The sequence below is a fragment of the Streptomyces tauricus genome, from assembly GCF_014650955.1.
GTDB lineage: Bacteria > Actinomycetota > Actinomycetes > Streptomycetales > Streptomycetaceae > Streptomyces > Streptomyces tauricus.
On record NZ_BMVY01000005.1, the window covers coordinates 137,289 to 154,251 of the forward strand.

The 16,963-nt window shown below is 69.2% G+C and carries 17 protein-coding genes; 9 read left to right on the forward strand and 8 right to left on the reverse strand.

Features of this window, described 5'->3' with window-relative positions; translation table 11 throughout:
* Window positions 1–225 precede the first annotated feature (225 nt).
* Window positions 226–1,197, reverse strand: a complete 972-nt coding sequence (locus IE278_RS11075) for a pirin family protein (RefSeq protein WP_189771238.1) — start codon at window positions 1,195–1,197, stop codon at window positions 226–228.
* Window positions 1,198–1,640: 443 nt separating this feature from the next.
* Window positions 1,641–2,138 carry an SseB family protein gene (locus IE278_RS11080; RefSeq protein ID WP_055517152.1) on the reverse strand — a complete coding sequence of 166 codons (498 nt, stop codon included), beginning with the start codon at window positions 2,136–2,138 and terminating at the stop codon, window positions 1,641–1,643.
* 263 nt (window positions 2,139–2,401) lie between these two features.
* On the opposite strand from IE278_RS11080, the gene IE278_RS11085 reads away from it, so the two are divergent.
* The 3 genes from IE278_RS11085 to IE278_RS11095 all read left to right on the forward strand — a co-directional run bounded on the left by IE278_RS11085 (window position 2,402) and on the right by IE278_RS11095 (window position 6,207).
* Window positions 2,402–4,228 (forward strand): acyl-CoA dehydrogenase, encoded by a 1,827-nt coding sequence (locus IE278_RS11085; protein ID WP_189771240.1) that lies wholly within the window; start codon window positions 2,402–2,404, stop codon window positions 4,226–4,228.
* Window positions 4,229–4,491: 263 nt separating this feature from the next.
* On the forward strand, window positions 4,492–5,790 hold the full coding sequence (locus IE278_RS11090; RefSeq protein WP_189771242.1) for a M18 family aminopeptidase: 1,299 nt from the start codon (window positions 4,492–4,494) through the stop codon (window positions 5,788–5,790).
* Between the two features lie 168 nt (window positions 5,791–5,958).
* Window positions 5,959–6,207: a DUF6458 family protein gene (locus IE278_RS11095; RefSeq protein ID WP_189771244.1), complete on the forward strand. Its 249-nt coding sequence runs from the start codon at window positions 5,959–5,961 to the stop codon at window positions 6,205–6,207.
* Between the two features lie 174 nt (window positions 6,208–6,381).
* Here IE278_RS11095 and IE278_RS11100 read toward each other — a convergent pair whose 3' ends face one another.
* Window positions 6,382–6,810, reverse strand: coding sequence for an ATP-binding protein (locus IE278_RS11100; RefSeq protein WP_189771246.1), 429 nt, complete (start codon window positions 6,808–6,810; stop codon window positions 6,382–6,384).
* A gap of 237 nt (window positions 6,811–7,047) precedes the next feature.
* Here IE278_RS11100 and IE278_RS11105 point away from each other — a divergent pair, with 237 nt between their 5' ends.
* A complete protein-coding gene (locus tag IE278_RS11105) occupies window positions 7,048–7,893 on the forward strand; it encodes a helix-turn-helix domain-containing protein (protein ID WP_189771248.1) in 846 nt (281 codons plus the stop codon).
* A gap of 10 nt (window positions 7,894–7,903) precedes the next feature.
* The gene (locus tag IE278_RS11110; protein WP_189771250.1) at window positions 7,904–8,086 is read left to right on the forward strand and encodes a DUF397 domain-containing protein; all 183 of its coding nucleotides are present in this window, start codon (window positions 7,904–7,906) and stop codon (window positions 8,084–8,086) included.
* 4 nt (window positions 8,087–8,090) lie between these two features.
* Here the strand turns inward: IE278_RS11110 and IE278_RS11115 are convergent, their stop codons facing one another.
* Entirely contained in the window at window positions 8,091–8,489 is a 399-nt protein-coding gene (locus IE278_RS11115; protein WP_189771252.1) for a cupin domain-containing protein, read from the reverse strand.
* A 52-nt stretch (window positions 8,490–8,541) separates the two neighbouring features.
* Between IE278_RS11115 and IE278_RS11120 the strand changes: the two genes are divergently transcribed.
* Entirely contained in the window at window positions 8,542–9,567 is a 1,026-nt protein-coding gene (locus IE278_RS11120) for a GlxA family transcriptional regulator (RefSeq protein ID WP_189771254.1), read from the forward strand.
* Complete coding sequence (locus IE278_RS11125; RefSeq protein WP_189771256.1) at window positions 9,564–10,058, forward strand: LURP-one-related/scramblase family protein; 495 nt, start codon at window positions 9,564–9,566, stop codon at window positions 10,056–10,058. Before IE278_RS11120 ends, IE278_RS11125 begins: the two co-directional genes overlap by 4 nt.
* 234 nt (window positions 10,059–10,292) lie before the next feature.
* On the opposite strand, the gene IE278_RS11130 is transcribed toward IE278_RS11125, so the two are convergent.
* On the reverse strand, window positions 10,293–11,087 hold the full coding sequence (locus IE278_RS11130; protein ID WP_189771258.1) for a carbon-nitrogen family hydrolase: 795 nt from the start codon (window positions 11,085–11,087) through the stop codon (window positions 10,293–10,295).
* A gap of 154 nt (window positions 11,088–11,241) precedes the next feature.
* Here IE278_RS11130 and IE278_RS11135 point away from each other — a divergent pair, with 154 nt between their 5' ends.
* Window positions 11,242–12,066 (forward strand): maleylpyruvate isomerase family mycothiol-dependent enzyme, encoded by an 825-nt coding sequence (locus IE278_RS11135; RefSeq protein WP_189771260.1) that lies wholly within the window; start codon window positions 11,242–11,244, stop codon window positions 12,064–12,066.
* 122 nt (window positions 12,067–12,188) lie between these two features.
* On the opposite strand, the gene IE278_RS11140 is transcribed toward IE278_RS11135, so the two are convergent.
* Entirely contained in the window at window positions 12,189–13,511 is a 1,323-nt protein-coding gene (locus IE278_RS11140; protein WP_189771262.1) for an MFS transporter, read from the reverse strand.
* On the reverse strand, window positions 13,508–14,170 hold the full coding sequence (locus IE278_RS11145; protein ID WP_189771264.1) for a GntR family transcriptional regulator: 663 nt from the start codon (window positions 14,168–14,170) through the stop codon (window positions 13,508–13,510). Before IE278_RS11145 ends, IE278_RS11140 begins: the two co-directional genes overlap by 4 nt.
* Before the next feature lie 224 nt (window positions 14,171–14,394).
* Here IE278_RS11145 and IE278_RS11150 point away from each other — a divergent pair, with 224 nt between their 5' ends.
* Window positions 14,395–15,270 carry a D-alanyl-D-alanine carboxypeptidase family protein gene (locus IE278_RS11150; RefSeq protein WP_373311969.1) on the forward strand — a complete coding sequence of 292 codons (876 nt, stop codon included), beginning with the start codon at window positions 14,395–14,397 and terminating at the stop codon, window positions 15,268–15,270.
* A gap of 160 nt (window positions 15,271–15,430) precedes the next feature.
* On the opposite strand, the gene IE278_RS11155 is transcribed toward IE278_RS11150, so the two are convergent.
* On the reverse strand, window positions 15,431–16,957 hold the full coding sequence (locus tag IE278_RS11155) for a dihydrolipoamide acetyltransferase family protein (RefSeq protein WP_189771268.1): 1,527 nt from the start codon (window positions 16,955–16,957) through the stop codon (window positions 15,431–15,433).
* Between the last annotated feature and the right edge of the window lie 6 nt (window positions 16,958–16,963).

Genomic DNA, 16,963 nt, shown 5'->3' on the forward strand with positions numbered 1-16,963 from the left:
GCTGCAGTGGCATGTTGCACCAGGTGGCGCGAAGCGGCCCTGTTCAAAGAGTGGGGCGGCGAAGTTGTCGCCACCGGGTTGTGGCGCGGACGGGGCGTCCGTCTACGTGTTGCCGTAGCGCCCTGGAGGGGGCGAACGAGAAAGGCCCGAAGCCGCACAACGTAGTTGCGGCTTCGGGCCTTTCCGTACCGTGGCGGACCGCGCGTGCCGGCCGTACGGGAAGAGCTACATTCCACCCTCGGACATTCCGTGCACCGCCGGGACCGTGCCCAGGCGGCCCTTCTGGAAGTCCTCGAAGGCCTGCTGGAGCTCGTCGCGGGTGTTCATCACGAACGGGCCGTAGTGGGCCATCGGCTCACGGATCGGCCGGCCGCCCAGGATGACGACCTCCAGGTCCGGAGTGTTCGCGTCCTGCTTCTCGTCCGCCCGGATGGTGAGCGAGGAGCCCTCGCCGAAGACGGTCGTCTGGCCGGTGTGGACCGGACGGCGCTCCGCTCCGACACTGCCGCGGCCGGCCATCACGTACGCGAGGGCGTTGAAGTCCTCGCGCCACGGGAGGGTCAGCTCCGCGCCGGGCGCCACGGTCGCGTGGACCATGGTGATCGGCGTGTGCGTGATGCCGGGGCCCTCGTGACCGTCCAGCTCACCGGCGATGACCCGCAGGAGCGCGCCCCCGTCGGCGGTGCTGAGCAGCTGGACCGAACCACCGCGGATGTCCTGGTAGCGCGGCGCCATCATCTTGTCCTTGGCCGGCAGGTTCACCCACAGCTGGAGCCCGTGGAAGAGACCGCCCGACACGACGAGCGACTCCGGCGGGGCCTCGATGTGCAGCAGGCCGGAGCCCGCCGTCATCCACTGGGTGTCGCCGTTGGTGATCGTGCCGCCGCCACCGTTGGAGTCCTGGTGGTCGAAGACGCCGTCGATGATGTAGGTCACGGTCTCGAAGCCGCGGTGCGGGTGCCAGGGGGTGCCCTTCGGCTCTCCCGGCGCGTACTCCACCTCACCCATCTGGTCCATCATGATGAACGGGTCGAGGTGGCGGTAGTTGATCCCGGCGAACGCGCGTCGAACCGGGAAGCCCTCGCCCTCGAAGCCGCTCGGCGCGGTGGTCACGGTGAGCACGGGTCGGGCGACGGCCTCTGCCGATGCCGCCACACGGGGCAGGGTCAGCGGGTTCTCGACGGTCACTGCAGGCATGTCGGTACCTCCTTGTGCTCGGAGTTTAGTTGAACGTAGAACTTCTTGCCACCCGGAACACGGAACGCCTGGAGGGAATTCCCTCCAGGCGTCCTGGGTGTGGTCGGGGTGGTGTTGTGGCACGGCTGCGGCCGGTTTGTTGCTGTTCGCGCAGTTCCCCGCGCCCCTCAAAGACTGCGCAGTTCCTCGCGCCCCCAAAAGACCGCGCAGTTCCTCGCACCCCAAAAGACCGCGCAGTTCCTCGCACCCCCAAAAGACTGCGCAGTTCCCCGCGCCCCTAAGGGACCGGGACCGCGCGGTTCTCCGGGCAGCGGAAGGGGTGAGGCTGGAAGACCGGGTAGTTCCCGGGGCCCGGGAAGGGGCGTGGGGAACTGCGCGGTCGGTCCCCGCCGGGACGCGGCTCATCGCGCGCCCGGGCCATCCCGGGCCCTCCGGGCGAAGGCTCAGCCGTACATCCGGCGCATCGCGAAGTCCACCATCTGCTCGACCGCCTTCGCGTCGAAGACGATGCGGTGCTCACCCTCCATGTCCAGGACGAAGCCGTAGCCGGTGGGGAGCAGGTCGATCACCTCGGCACCGGTGATCACGAAGTACTTGGACTCCTTGCCGGCGTACCGGCGCAGTTCCTTGAGCGAGGTGAACATCGGGATCACGGGCTGCTGCGTGTTGTGCAGTGCCAGAAACCCGGGATTGTCGCCGCGCGGGCAGTAGACCTTGGACGTGGCGAAGACCTGCTGGAAGTCCTCGGGGGTCAGCGACCCCGTGGTGAACGCGCGCACCGCGTCCGCGAGCGACGGCGGCGACGGCTCGGGGTAGAGCGGCGGCTGCTGGCCGTACCCGCCGACCCCGCCGACCCCACCGGGCATCTGCTGCTGCGGCGGCGGCTGGGACTGCGCGTACTGCTGCTGCCCCGGTCCCACGTTCTGGTCGTAGCCGTACATGGGGGCAAGAGTACCGACGGCGCGGGGGCCCAAGGTCGTCCCGGCCGGATTTCATCGAACAGGTGGCGGGGCCGTCGAGTCGCAGCCGAATGTAGAGCCTGCTCACACTTGGACAATCAGGGGTTGCTTCTTATTACCGACGGGTAGCATCATCGTAGCTACTAGTTGGTACGCGAACCAGATGCGCACCGGACCCGCACCACGTAGCCCGAACCAGGTACGAGGAATCACCACCTCCCCGATCCCTTAACGGAGCCGTCGCCATGGGGCACTACAAGTCGAATCTCCGCGACATCGAGTTCAACCTCTTCGAGGTACTCGGGCGCGACAAGCTGTACGGCACCGGCCCGTTCGCGGAGATGGACACAGAGACCGCCAAGAGCATCCTGGAAGAGCTGACCCGCCTCTCGGAGAACGAGCTGGCGGAGTCCTTCACGGACGCCGACCGCAACCCGCCGGTCTTCGACCCGGAGACCAACACCGCGCCCGTCCCGGCGTCCTTCAAGAAGTCGTACCAGGCCTTCATGGACTCCGAGTACTGGCGGCTCGGCCTGCCCGAGGAGATCGGCGGCACCACCGCGCCCCGCTCCCTGATCTGGGCGTACGCGGAGCTGGTGCTCGGCGCGAACCCGGCGGTCTGGATGTACTCCTCGGGCCCCGCGTTCGCGGGCATCCTCTTCGACGAGGGCAACGAGGTCCAGAAGCACATCGCGAAGATCGCCGTCGACAAGCAGTGGGGCTCCACCATGGTCCTCACCGAGCCGGACGCCGGCTCGGACGTCGGCGCCGGCCGCACCAAGGCGGTCCAGCAGGAGGACGGCTCCTGGCACATCGAGGGCGTGAAGCGCTTCATCACGTCCGGTGAGCACGACATGTCGGAGAACATCCTCCACTACGTGCTCGCCCGCCCCGAGGGCGCGGGACCCGGCACCAAGGGCCTGTCCCTCTTCCTCGTACCGAAGTACGAGTTCGACTTCGAGACCGGCGAGCTGGGCGAGCGCAACGGCGTGTACGCCACGAACGTCGAGCACAAGATGGGCCTCAAGGCCTCCAACACCTGCGAGATGACGTTCGGCGACCGCCACCCCGCCAGGGGCTGGCTCGTCGGCGACAAGCACGACGGCATCCGCCAGATGTTCCGCATCATCGAGTTCGCCCGCATGATGGTCGGCACGAAGGCGATCTCCACGCTCTCCACGGGCTACCTGAACGCGTTGGAGTACGCCAAGGAGCGCGTCCAGGGTCCCGACCTCGCGCAGTTCATGGACAAGACCGCGCCCAAGGTCACCATCACGCACCACCCCGACGTACGCCGCTCGCTGATGACGCAGAAGGCGTACGCGGAGGGCATGCGCGCGCTGGTGCTGCACACCGCCGCGATCCAGGACGAGATCCAGGTCAAGGAGGCCGAGGGGGAGGACGCGTCCGCCCTCGAAGCGCTCAACGACCTGCTCCTGCCGATCGTGAAGGGCTACGGCTCCGAGAACGGCTACGAGCAGCTCGCCCAGTCGCTGCAGACCTTCGGCGGCTCCGGGTTCCTCCAGGAGTACCCGATCGAGCAGTACATCCGCGACGCGAAGATCGACACGCTGTACGAGGGCACGACCGCGATCCAGGGCCAGGACTTCTTCTTCCGGAAGATCGTCCGCAACCAGGGTGCCGCGCTGAACTCGCTCGCCGAGGACATCAAGAAGTTCCTGGCGCTCGGCACGGGCGGCGAGGAGCTGTCCGGCGCGCGGGAGCACCTCGCCAAGGCGGCCGTCGAGCTGGAGGCCATCGTCGGCCTGATGCTCACCGACCTCGCGGCGACCGAGCAGGACGTCAAGAACATCTACAAGGTCGGGCTGAACACCACCCGCCTGCTGATGGCCTCCGGTGACGTCGCCGTCGGCTACCTGCTCCTGAAGGGCGCTGCCGTCGCCGCCGAGAAGCTGGAGACGGCCTCGGCGAAGGACCGCGCGTTCTACACGGGCAAGATCGCGGCGGCCAAGTTCTTCGCGGCGAACGTCCTGCCGGGCGTCACGGGCGCGCGCAAGCTCGCCGAGGCGGTCGAGCTGGACCTGATGGAGCTGGACGAGTCGGCGTTCTGACCGGGGCCCGCCTCGGGGGCCGCCGCCCCCGGACCCCCCGCCATCGCGCTGAACGCGCTCGTCCTCAAACGCCGGACGGGCCAAAAGGCAAACGCCGGCCGGGATGAAGGGCAGGGGCGCAGCCCCGCTCTTCAGGGGGCGCGGGGAACTGCGCGACCAGCCCCCCACCGGCCCGCACCCGACAGCGCACCCCCACCGCTCCCGGCCGGAGGGCCCGTTCCCATCCCCGGGAGCGGGCCCTCGTACGTCGTTAAGGTGAACCCATGCGCACACCGCCCCGCTTCGACCGCGGACACACCGACGACCTCATGTCCTTCCTGGCGGCGAGCCCGTCCCCGTACCACGCGGTGGCGAACGCCGCCGAGCGGCTGGAGAAGGCCGGCTTCCGCCAGGTCGCGGAGACCGACGCGTGGGACGGGACCACCGGCGGGAAGTACGTGCTGCGCGGCGGCGCGATCGTGGCCTGGTACGTGCCGGAGGGCGCCGAGCCGCACACCCCTTTCCGTATCGTCGGGGCGCACACCGACTCCCCCAACCTGCGGGTGAAGCCCCGCCCCGACAACGGCGGGCACGGCTGGAGACAGGTCGCGGTCGAGGTCTACGGCGGTCCGCTGCTCAACTCCTGGCTGGACCGCGACCTCGGACTGGCCGGCCGGCTGTCGCTGCGGGACGGTTCGACGCGGCTCGTGAACATCGACCGCGCGCTGCTGCGGGTGCCGCAGCTCGCCATCCACCTGGACCGTTCCGTCACCGCCGAGGGCCTCAAGCTCGACAAGCAGCGGCATCTGCAGCCCGTCTGGGGCCTCGGCGACGACGTGCACGACGGCGATCTGATCCGCTTCCTGGAGCAGGAGGCCTCGATCCCCGAGGGCGAGACCATCGGCTGGGACCTGATGGTCCACTCGATCGAGCCGCCCGCCTACCTGGGCCGCGACAAGGACCTCCTCGCGGGCCCGCGCATGGACAACCTGCTGTCCGTGCACGCCGGTACGGCGGCGCTGGCGGCCGTGGCCACCGCCGAGGAGACCCTGCCGTACATCCCGGTCCTCGCCGCCTTCGACCACGAGGAGAACGGCTCCCAGTCCGACACGGGCGCGGACGGCCCGCTGCTCGGCAGCGTGCTGGAACGTTCGGTCTTCGCGCGCGGAGGGTCGTACGAGGACAAGGCGCGTGCCTTCGCGGGCACCGTCTGTCTCTCCTCCGACACGGGCCACGCCGTGCACCCCAACTACGCGGAGCGGCACGACCCGACGCACCACCCGCGCGCGGGCAAGGGCCCGATCCTCAAGGTGAACGTCAACAACCGCTACGCCACGGACGGTTCGGGCCGCGCGGTCTTCGCCACGGCCTGCGACAAGGCCGGAGTGCCCTTCCAGACCTTCGTCTCCAACAACTCCATGCCCTGCGGCACGACCATCGGCCCCATCACGGCGGCCCGCCACGGCATCAAGACGGTCGACATCGGCGTGGCCATCCTGTCGATGCACAGCGCCCGCGAACTGTGCGGCGCGGACGACCCGTTCCTGCTGGCGAACGCACTGGTGGCGTTCCTGGAGGGCTAAGGAAGTCCCCAACTGGCGGGTCCGGTCAACGAATCAGCCCACGGGTCGCTTCCCTGACGTCCCGTCCGCCCCTGCATGGAGGCGCCGGGTCCGGGTACCCGCACTGGGCCCGGGGACGTACGGTCTCCGGGCCCGGCACGAGACCGTGCGCAACAGGAGGCGACATCCATGGGCCTGGGCGGATGCATCATTCTGATCGCCGCAGGGGCGATCCTCACCTTCGCGACCGACTGGGACATGCAGGGGGTCAACCTCGACCTGGTCGGCGTCATCTTCATGATCGTCGGCCTGATCGGCGTGGCGACCTTCGTCAGCATCTCCAAGCGTCGGAGGGCCGTCGTAGCGCCGCCGACCACCACCACGACGGTGGTCGACGACCGTCGCCACAGCGGCTACAGCGACGGCTACGGCGGCTGACGGCCGCACGCGTCACCTGATCCGGCACCTGATATCCGTCACCCGAGGCGACTTCGCGTCGACCGGGATGAGTCAGGTCGCCGCGGTATGTCCGGGGCGGGGCGGGTGGGGCGGGTGGGCCGATCGGTTCCGGCCCCCGCTCCCTCCGTCGCCGTCGCCGTCGCCGTCGCGCGGTCATGGTGCCGCCGGACGCGGGACGGACAGGTCGAACCAGACCGCCTTGCCCTCCGGGTGGGTCTGCCCGCCGTAAAGGATGTCCGGACCGTGGCCCCAGCGGCCCTCCGTGAGGCTGTCCACCAGATACAGGCCCCGGCCACCGCCCCGCTCCCACGACTCGGCCGACAGTTCCCTCATCACCGGCGGGTTCTCGTCCCCGTCGTACACCACCACCCGCACCTTCCCCTCCTCCACCGCCAGCCACAGCACGGTGCCGTCGCCTTTGGCGTGTACGCAGGCGTTGGTGACGAGTTCGGAGGTACAGAGGATCGCGTCGTCCACAAGGCCGCGGTCCAGTTCCAGGACGCGCAGGACGGTGGCGACGAACTCGCGGGCGATGTGGGGGGAGGTCTCGCGAGGTGGGCAGATGAGGGTGTACGAGGGCATGGGGCATCGACTCCGGTGAGGGGTGAGGGGTTCACGCAGACCCGGCCGCGTTGCTGTCCGGCGCCCCGGGGTCGACCGGCCGGGGTGGCGCTTCCAACGGGGTTTCGGCGTGCGGGAGCTGCGGATGAGTGACCACATGGGCACTCTCCGTGAGTACGATGACGACGGTAGCGGTGATAATTACACCCACGCAACCTCGTCGGAAGAACTGCACCCTCACGTGATAGGGAAGACGCCATGCCACCGAGGACAGCCCCCACCGCGCGGCAGCTGCGTATTGGTGCTGAGCTGCGCAGACTGCGCGAGGCCGCAGGTGTGGTGTCCCGCGACGCGGCCGGGCTCCTCGGCACGAGCCAGGCGCAGATCAGCAACATCGAGGCCGGGAAGAACGGCATCAGCGAAGCGCGGCTGCGCAGACTCGCTCACATCTACGCATGCGACGATGCCCAACTCGTCGACGCGCTGGCGGAGATGGCGAACACCCAGGGACAGGGCTGGTGGGAGGAGTACCGCGGCATTCTGCCTCCTGCGGCCCCCGACCTTGCCGAGCTGGAACATCACGCGTCGTACGTGCGGACGTTCCAGGTTGTGCACATCCCCGGCGTCCTGCAGACCGAAGAACACGTGCGCGCGGCATCGATCTTCGTGGAACCTGATCTTCCAGAGGTTGATCGAGAGGCTCGCGTCACGTTCCGGATGCGGCGCCAGCAGGTGCTCGACACCGGAACGCCCTATGACGTCATCATCCACGAGGCGGCGCTACGCATGCTTGTCGGTGGCGGAAACGTAGCCCGAACTCAGCTTGAGCACATCGTCCATGTGGCCGAGAGGGACAGCGTCTCGATCCGCGTCATCCCCTTCACTGTCGACGGTTTCGCAGGTGCGGGGCATGCCATGCAGTACGTCGGCGGATCCGTCCCTCAACTGGACACCGTGCAACTCGACTCCACACACGGAGCCGTTTTCATAGACGACCCCGCCCAACTGCACCGCTACAGAGCCCGCTGGGAACGCGTTGACAGCGCCGCCGACCCACAGGACGCTTCGCTCGACCTCATCCGCCGTATCACCCAAGAACTCTGAAAGGCCCCCTATGTCTTCCGATGTCCACTGGCAGAAGTCGTCGTTCTCCGGGGGCGGTGGCGATGAGGACTGCCTGGAGATATCCGCCACCCCCGCCACCCTCCACCTCCGCGAGAGCGACACCCCGGACGCAATCCTCTCGCCCACCCCCGCCGCCCTGAACGCGCTGCTCACGGCAGTGAAACGTCGGTGACGGCTCAGCGCAACGCATGCCCCGTCGTCACGTCCACATGATCCGGCACCTCGTCGTGGCGGTCCCCGACCGTGGACGTCCCGGTGGGTTCGAGGAGCAGGATCTCGGTCGGTACGGGGGCGTACGGTTTGTGCTCCGTGCCGCGCGGGACCGTGAAGACACTGCCCCTGGGCAGGACGACCGTGCGCTCGCCGGCCGCTTCGCGCAGCGCGATGTGCAGTTCGCCGTCCAGGACCAGGAAGAACTCGTCGGTGTGGTCGTGAACGTGCCAGAGGTGTTCACCCTCGACCTTGGCCACGCGGACGTCGTAGTCGTTGACGGCGGTGACGATACGAGGACTCCACCGCTCGGTGAACGAGGCCAGGGCGGCGGACAGGGCGACAGGTTCCGTGGGTGCGCTCATACCGTCATCGTCGGCGATGGCGCACGGCTCGGACGAGTGCTAGAAATCGCACATGCCGCATGGATCCTCGCACCGGCCCGCGCACCGGCCCGCGCACCGGTCCGCGCACCGCGTCGCCGTGATCGTCGACGAGGGCACCAACCCCTTCGAGGTCGGGATCGCGACCGAGCTGTTCGGCCTGCCCCGCCCCGAACTCGGGCTTCCGGTACCCCTCTACGAGCTGACGCTCTGCACGCCCACCCCCGAGATCCGGATGAACCACGGCTTCTTCACGCTGAGCGGGGTGCCCGGGCTCGAAGCGGCGGACACCGCGGACACCCTCGTCGTCCCCGGCCGCCCCGACAACGTCGTACCGCGCGGCGAGGCCGTCCTCGACGCCGTCCGGCGCGCCCACGCGCGGGGCGCCCGCGTCGTGAGCCTGTGCACCGGCAGCTTCGCGCTCGCCGAGGCCGGGATCCTGGACGGGCGCCGGGCCACCACCCACTGGCACTGGGCCGACCTCTTCCGTGAGCTGCACCCGAAGGTCCTCCTGGAGCCGGACGTCCTGTTCGTGGACGAGGGGGACGTACTGACGGCGGCGGGCAGCGCGGCGGCCCTCGACCTCGGGCTGTACATCGTCCGGCGCGACCACGGCGCCGAGATCGCAAACGCCGTGTCCCGGCGGCTCCTCTTCGCCGCCCACCGCGACGGCGGCCAGCGGCAGTTCATCGAACGACCGCTCCCCGACATACCCGACGAGTCACTGGCGCCGCTCCTCGCCTGGGCCGGCGAACGGATCAGCGAGCCCTTGACGGTCACGGACCTCGCGACGCGCGCGGCGGTCAGCCCGGCCACGCTGCACCGCCGTTTCCAGGCCCAGCTCGGTACGACCCCGCTGGCGTGGCTGACGGCCGAGCGAGTGGCGCTGGCCTGCCGGCTCATCGAACGTGGCGAGGAACGGCTCGACATCGTGGCGCGGCGCAGCGGCCTCGGCACCGCCGCCAACCTGCGCGTACGGCTGCGCCGCGAGACGGGACTCAGCCCGACGGCCTACCGGCGGCGTTTCGGACCCTCCGCCGGGGAAGCGCTAAGAGCATGAAATTCCTCGTACGCGACCGGCTCCTGGGTATCGGTGACGACTACTGGATCGAGGACGAACAGGGCCGCAAGGCCTACCTCGTCGACGGCAAGGCGATGCGGCTGCGGGACACCTTCGAGCTGAAGGACCGGCAGGGGCGCGTGCTGATCGACATCCACAAGAAGATGCTCGCCCTGCGGGACACGATGGTCGTCGAGCGGGACGGCGAGCTGCTGGCGACCATCCGCCGCAAACGGCTGTCGCTGCTGCGCAACCACTACCGGGTCGCGCTGGCGGACGGTACCGAGCTCGACGTCAGCGGCAAGATCCTCGACCGGGAGTTCGTGGTCGAGTACGACGGCGAACTGCTCGCACTCATCTCGCGCCGGTGGCTGCGGGTGCGGGAGACGTACGGCGTCGAGGTCGTACGCGACGACGCGGATCCGGCGCTGCTGATCGCGGTGGCGGTCTGCGTGATCCACTTGGCGGAGCGGGAGTCCGAGTCGGACTGACAGTGCATTTCCCCCGCCGCCCCTACCCGTCCCGTACTCGGGGGCGCTGCCCCCGAACCCCCGCTCCTCAAACGCCGGACGGGCTGAGATGTCGCTGGACGGGCGGCACTCTTCAGCCCGTCCGGCGTTCGAGGACGAGCGCGTCAGCGCGATCAGGGGGCAAGGGGGCGCAGCCCCCATGACAGGGACGATGGGGGGAGGGTAGGGGCGGCGGGGGCGAGGAGAACGCCCGCCTCACCGCCGCGGCGTCGCAACCCCCAGCGCCCGGTCCTTCAGCGCGGGGAACTGCTCCCGCGTCGCCGCCACCTTCGACGGGTCGAACTCCACCGTGAGGACCTCCTCGCCACCCCCCGCCTCAGCGAGAACCTCACCCCACGGATCAACCACGATCGAGTGACCGGCCTGCGGAACCCCCGCATGCGCCCCGGCCGTTCCACAGGCGAGCACATACGCCTGATCCTCGACGGCCCGCGCCTGAGCGAGCAGCGTCCAGTGCGAGCGCCGCCGCTCGGGCCACCCCGCGGAGACGACGAGCGTCTCGGCCCCGGCGTCGACGAGCCCCCGGAACAGCTCGGGGAAGCGGAGGTCGTAGCAAGTAGCCAGCCCGACGGTTGTCTCGGGCAGCCGGACGGTGACCAGCTCCGAGCCGGCGCCCATCAGCACGGCCTCACCCTTGTCGAAGCCGAAGCGGTGGATCTTGCGGTACGTGGCGGCGAGGTCACCGGAGGGGGAGAAGACGAGAGAGGTGTTGTACAGACCCCCGCCCGTCACCCGTTCGGGAATCGATCCCGCGTGCAGCCACACCCCCGCGTCGCTCGCCGCCTTGGCCATCACCTCGTACGTGGGCCCGTCGAGCGACTCGGCCTCGGTGCCGAACGATTCGTACGCGAAGGCGCCCGTCGTCCAGAGTTCGGGCAGGATCACCAGGTCGGAAGCGGTCTGTCGGCGTACCAGCGAGGCGACTCGCTGCCTGCGGGCGTCGACCGATTCGGCCTCGTCGACGTCGATCTGGAGGAGAGAGGCGCGCACACTACCACCGTCCTGGCATTCGAGCCTTTGATACGGGCCTACGATCGTCACACGAAAGCACTGCCGGGGTGCCTCACAGCAGCGTAACTTAGCGTCCCAAGACACCCGCAGCCTGTGTACTGCCCGCGCCCAACCGCCCGAGGGGTCCCGTTCCGTGAGTCTGCATCCCAGCCTTCAGTCCTACGCCGACGCCTGGACGCACTCCATCGACGCGATATCCGATCTGGTGTCGCCGCTGGTGGAGGGTGAATGGAATCGGCGGACTCCATGCCCCGGCTGGTCGGTGCGCGACATCGTCTCCCATGTGATCGGCCTCGACTGCGAGGCGCTGGGCGATCCCCGGCCGATCCACACGCTGCCCCGCGACCTGTACCACGTGACGAACGAGCACCAGCGGTACATGGAAATGCAGGTCGACGTCCGCCGTCACCACACCGCTCCGGAGATGACCTCCGAGCTGGAGTACACGATCATCCGCCGCAACCGTCAGCTGCGTAACGAGTCGCGGCAGCCCGACACCCTGGTACGCGGACCCCTCGGCACCGAGGTCACCCTCGAAGAGTCCATGCGCAACCGGGCGTTCGACCTCTGGGTGCACGAGCAGGACCTGCGCGTCACCCTCGGCAGGCCGGGCAACCTCGACTCCCCGGGTGCGTACGTCGCGCGCGACGTGCTGCTCAGCAGGCTCCCCAAGGTGGTGGCCAAGGACGCGGGCGCACCGGCGAATTCGGCGGTCGTCTTCGACGTCCACGGACCCGTCGAGTTCCTGCGCACGGTCCGCGTCGACGCCGACGGTGTCGGCTCGATAGACGGTTCCCCCTCCCTCGGGCCGGCCGCCACCCTCGCCCTCGACTGGGAGACCTACTACCGCCTGGCCTGCGGCCGGGTGACCCCGGAAGCGGTCGCGGACCGCCTCAAAACAGAGGGCGACCCGGACCTGACGGCAGCAATCCTCCACCACTTCACGGTCACGCCGTAGCCGGTCTTCGTTCAGCCCGTCCGGCGTTTGAGGACAAAGGGGGCGAGGGGGCGCAGCCCCCATGCAGTGAGGGGAAGGGTAGGGGCGGCGGGGGCGAAAAAAGGCCCCCGCACACCCACCGGCTACGCCGGCACATGCACCGTCTCCACCCGACTCGCCACCAACCGCTCCCGCTCCCGCCGAGCCGCCGGCTTCCGCAACCGCAGGATCTGGCTCAGCCCGAGCGCCTGCAGCACGAACACCGCCGAGAAGGCAACGGTGTAACTCCCCCCGGTGGCATCCAGCAGCACCCCCACCGCGAACAACGTCGTCATGGACGCGACGAACCCACCCATGTTGGTGATCCCGGACGCGGTCCCCTGCCGCTCGGGCGGATTCGCGGGCCGCGCGAAGTCGAACCCGATCATCGAAGCGGGCCCGCACGCACCGAGAACGACACACAGCACGATCAGCAGCCACATCGGCGCGTGATCGGCGGGATACGCGAGCGTGGCGGCCCACATGACGGCCGTCGACAGGACCGTACCGAGCGCCAGCGGAAGCCGCGCCCCGTGGTGCCGGGCGACGATCTGCCCGTACACCAGGCCTGTCAGCATGTTGGAGAGCACGACGAGGGTGAGGAGTTCGCCGGCCGTCGCCCGGGACAGGCCCTGCGCCTCGACGAGGAACGGCAGCCCCCACAGCAGCAGGAACACCATCGCCGGGAACTGGGTCGTGAAGTGCACCCAGAGCCCGAGCCGGGTGCCGGGCTCCCGCCAGGACGCCGCGATCTGACGGCGTACGTAGGCGGCTCCCCGGTGCGGGAACGGCTCGGGCTCGTGGCCCTCGGGGTGGTCCTTGAGGAACGCCAGCATCAGGACGAGTACGACGACACCGGCGACCGAGCTGCCCGCGAACGCGGCCGTCCAGCCGACTCCGTGCAGCAGCCGGGCCAGTACGAGCGTGGAGACGAGGTTGCCCGCCATGCCCACCAGACCGGCGAGCTGCGCGACCATCGGTCCGCGCCGGGCCGGGAACCAGCGCGAGCCGAGCCGCAGCACGCTGATGAACGTCATCGCGTCACCGCACCCGAGCAGCGCGCGCGAGGCCAGCGCCGTCCCGTACGTCGGTGAGAACGCGAAGCCCAGCTGTCCGATCGTGAACAGCACGACGCCGAAGGTCAGCACCTTCTTCGTGCCCAGCCGGTCGACCATCAGGCCGACGGGTATCTGCATGCCCGCGTAGACGAGGAGCTGGAGGATCGAGAAGGTCGAGAGCGCGGAGGCGTTGACGTGGAAGCGGTCGGCCGCGTCGAGACCCGCCACGCCCAGCGAGGTGCGGAAGATGACCGCGACGAAGTAGACGGAGACGCCGACGGACCAGACCGTGACGGCCCTGCGCCCACCCGGCGGATCCCCGGGGAGGCTCAGTGAGGACGACGAGGACGACGACGAGGACGAGCTCATCGGACGTCTCCCCGGGCCAGGTTGGAGAACCAGCTGACATGGCGGTGGACCAGACCGACCGCCGCCTCGGCGTCGCCGGAGCGCAGGGCGTCGAGGATCTCCTGGTGCTCGGTGAGCGTCTTGGTGATCCGGTCGGGGTGGGCGTGCATCACGGCGACGCCCATCCTCAGCTGCCGGTCGCGCAGTTGGTCGTAGAGGCGGGAGAGGATCTCGTTGCCCCCGCTGCGGACGATCTCGGCGTGGAAGCAGCGGTCGGTGACGGCGGCTCCGGCCAGGTCACCGGCGGCGGCCTGTTCCTGCTGCTCGGCGAGGAGTTCGGTCAGACGCTCGATCAGCGCGGGCGAGGCCGGCACCGCCTTGCGGATCGCGTGCGCCTCGACGAGCTGCCGGGTCTCCACCACGTCCGCGATCTCCTGCGCGGAGACGGGCAGGACGAGGGCTCCCTTTTTCGGGTAGAGCCGGATCAGCCCTTCGACTTCCAGTTTGAGCAGCGCCTCGCGCACCGGCGTCCGCGAGACCCCGACGGCGTCGGCCAGCTCGCCCTCGGTGAGCAGGGTCCCGCCCTCGTAGCGCCGTTCCAGTACGGCCCGTTTGACGTGCGCGTATACGCGCTCGGCGGCGGGTGGCGACTTCACGGCGGGGGACGGGGCGGAAGGCATGCGCACAGCATAGATACAACACGTACGCATCGTCTCGGACGGTCCAGGATATGGACGAGGTAAAAAGGGGCACCCCGGCTCAGGAACTGCACATCCTTTTGTGCTACTCGTGTGTCTGAAGAGAAGGCGCCACAGCCAAGTCGGCGCTCTCTTGGGGCATTTGACACCAGTTCGGTGTTTCCAACGTAATCGGGGTAATCGACTTGACAACCGCCATAACGGGTATGCGCGTCCGCAGAGCTGCCGCAGTGGTCTTCACCACCGGAGCCGTGCTCGCGACCGGAGCCCTCGGTACGGCGCCCGCGCAGGCCCTCACGAAGCCCACGATCGCCGCCAAGGGCGGCTTCGTGATGAACAACGGCACGGGCACGTCGCTCTACACCAAGGCGGCGGACACGCGCCGCTCCACCGGTTCCACAACCAAGATCATGACCGCGAAGGTCGTGCTGTCCCAGCCGAACCTCAACCTGGACGCCAAGGTCACCATCCAGAAGGCGTACAGCGACTACATCGTCAGGAACACCGCGTCGTCGGCCCGCCTGATCGTCGGCGACAAGGTCACCGTCCGCCAGCTGCTGTACGGCCTCATGCTGCCGTCCGGCTGCGACGCGGCGTACGCCCTCGCCGACAAGTTCGGAGCCGGGTCGACGCGTGCCGCCCGAGTGAAGTCGTTCATCGGCAAGATGAACAAGCAGGCCAAGGACCTGGGCCTGACGAACACCAAGTTCGACTCGTTCGACGGCATCGGCAACGGCTCGAACTACTCGACGCCGCGTGACCTCACGAAGATCGCCAGCAGCGCGATGAAGAGCGCCAACTTCCGCGCGATCGTGAAAACGAAGAAGTACACGGCGAAGACCATCACGAAGACCGGCAGCACCCGCACGATGGCCGCGTGGACCAACACCAACGGTCTGCTCAGCAGCTACTCCGGCTCGATAGGCGTGAAGACCGGGTCCGGACCGGAGGCCAAGTACTGCCTGGTCTTCGCCGCGACGCGCAACGGCAAGACCGTGATCGGTACGGTTCTCGCCTCCACGTCGATCTCGGCGCGCGAGTCTGACGCGAAGAAGCTCATGACCTACGGCTTCGCCAAGTAACCAACAAGCTCAACAGATTGCGCCGTTCCCCGCGCCCCTTTTCAGGGGCGCGGGGAACGGCGCAATCTTTTGCTTTCAGGGGCGCGAAGAACGGCGCGCTTCTTGGCCTCCAAGGGCGCGGGGAACTGCGCAGCCGGCCCCCGCCGGTCCGCAGGCGCACCTACCCCCAGGTGATCAACCGCTTCGGCTGCTCAAGGACCGCCGCCACATCCGCAAGCACCTTGGAACCCAGCTCCCCGTCGACCACCCGATGGTCGAAGGACAGCGCAAGGGTCGTGACCTGGCGGGGCTTGACCTTCCCCTTGTGCACCCACGGCTGCAGCTTGATCGAGCCGACGGCGAGAATCGCGGACTCACCGGGGTTGAGGATCGGCGTGCCCGTGTCGACCCCGAACACCCCGACGTTCGTGATCGTCACCGTCCCGCCCTGCATGGCCGCCGGCGACGTACGCCCCTCGCGAGCGGTGCCGACCAGCTCCCCCAGCGCCTCCGCGAGCTGCGGAAGCGTCTTGGCGTGGGCGTCCTTGATGTTCGGGACGATCAGACCGCGAGGCGTGGCCGCCGCGATGCCCAGGTTCACATAGTGCTTCCGCACGATCTCCTGATTGGCCTCGTCCCATGAGGCGTTGACGTCCGGATGGCGCTTGATGGCGACCAGCAGGGCCTTGGCGATCAGCAGCAGCGGGTTCACCCGCAGCCCCTGCATCCCGTACTCGTCGGACCGCTTGAGCTCCTCGACCAGCTTCATCGTGCGCGTCACGTCGACCGTGACGAACTCGGTGACATGCGGCGCGGTGAACGCCGAGCCGACCATCGCGGCCGCGATCGCCTTGCGGACCCCCTTGACCGGGACCCGGGTCTCCCGCACACCGTCGTACGAAACGGCCGGAGCCGCGATCGCAGCCGCCGCCGGGGCACTGACGGGAGCCGCCACGGCGGGCGCCGCGGTGACCACGGGTTCCTGGACGGAGGCCGGAGCAGGGGCCACCGCCGCGTGCACGTCCTCGCGGGTGATGATCCCGTCCGGACCGGAGGGCGTGACCGCCGCCAGATCGACCCCGAGGTCCTTGGCGAGCTTGCGCACCGGAGGCTTGGCCAGCGGACGGGCCGCGGGAGCCGCGTGTCCGTTCAGCTCGCTGTTGACGGCCGCGGCGGCCGCGGCCACCTCCGGCTGCTGGGCCGGCACACCCCTGCGCGGGCGGCGCTTGGTGGAGGCCACCGACACCCCGTACCCGACGAGGACCGGCTTGCGGCCCTCCGGCTCGGGCTCCGCCGTGGTGCCATCGGCCTCCCCGGAGGGAGCCGCGGGTACCGCCGGGGCCATCGCAGGAGCCGTCGGAGCCGTCACCGTCGGTGCCTGGGACGGAGCCGGTGCCTCGGCCTGAGCTGCCGGGGCGGCCGGGGTGACCGGAGCGGCTCCGCCGCCCACGTCCACCGCGATGATCACCTGGCCGACGTCCACCGTCGTCCCCTCGGGGAAGCGCAGCTCGTGCACCACCCCGTCGTAGGGGATCGGCAGCTCGACGGCGGCCTTGGCGGTCTCGACCTCGCAGACCACCTGCCCGTCGGTCACCGTGTCACCGGGCTGGACGTACCACTTGAGGATCTCCGCCTCGGTCAGGCCCTCGCCCACATCGGGCATCTTGAACTCGCGCAGTCCCGAGGCCGTTTCAGTCATCGTCGTCACGACCTT